We start from the raw sequence: 1,098 nt of genomic DNA, 5'->3' as shown, positions 1-1,098 counted from the left end.
ATTTGGTATTTAAATCCATTTCAAGGGTTTGTTTCTAGCTTTGGAACGCGATTACGACGGGTGTCTGCTTTTTCTGTCGGCCTTTGGATGTCCGGCTCGGCTTTCGGTTCATTGCAGCTTCAAGCTTTATCCAAGATTTCCACAACAGTGTTCTCAATATATCCATCAGTTCCGTCAGTGATTTTTTTCCAGCGATCTCAAGCTTCATCAGGAGCAACAAGCAGTAAGCGATCAGGCAGACCCAGATTTGGTTCATGACAGCATTCTCTTCTGTGCCGTAAAAGCAGGTCAATTTCAAATTCTGCTTGACCCACCGGAAGAAAATCTCGATTTGCCAGCGACTCCGATACAAGTCGCCTAGCTCCTCGGCTGTGAGATCAAAGCGGTTCGTGATGATCCGAACCGGATTGCCCTTGCTATCGGTCGTCTCAATCATGCGAAGCGCGTGCTCCATACGCTTATTGCCTTTGCCTAAGATGACTTTCACATCGCGAGTAATCTTCGAGTTTTCTGGTGTAGGAAACTCGTCCACTGCCTCTACGATGGCATTATTCTTAAGCCGAGATACAAAGTGAATGCCGCGCACACAGTAGTCGTCATATTTCGTGTAATCGAGGTAACCGCGATCCATTAAATAAGTAGCGTCGGCTACGTCAATCAGCACGTCCATCTGCGTATGATCCGCTGGCTTTGCAGATGTGATGATCGCTTTGTCCGGATAGACCATGCCTGGCTCCGCAAACGTAACACGAAGATGTAGTTTCACACCGGCTTTTGTTTTACGGAACGTCGCCCACTTGTACTTGTTCAGACAAAGGCTGATTGTGGTGGAGTCGATTACTTTCACCGGACCTACGCGAGTGGCTGTTGGGGTCTGAAGGCGATACAGTTGCGAGATGAGATCGCACAGAATGTTTTGCAGCACTTCTGGATCCAGTTTGTTGTTTTTCCGTGAAAGCTGAGCGGCACTGATCGAGTTGATGCCTATCGCTTGCTGAAATTCCTCGTCGGCCTGAATCTCTCTCATAATCGATCGTAGCCCCTTGCGTTTCTGGAGCTGGGCTTCCACGAACAGGAGCAAAAACACCATCGTGCTCA

At 48.4% G+C, this 1,098-nt stretch carries 1 protein-coding gene; it reads right to left on the bottom strand.

Going from position 1 to position 1,098, the window contains the following annotated elements:
- Positions 1-34: 34 nt before the first annotated feature.
- The coding region (locus tag RCO25_RS34580; RefSeq protein ID WP_309000567.1) for an IS4 family transposase at positions 35-1,098 on the bottom strand (1,064 nt) is incomplete at its 5' end.

Source organism: Paenibacillus sp. LHD-38, from assembly GCF_031157315.1.
GTDB lineage: Bacteria > Bacillota > Bacilli > Paenibacillales > Paenibacillaceae > Pristimantibacillus.
Note: the sequence above shows the minus strand (reverse complement) of the source record. Positions and strands in the feature narration are given on the sequence as shown.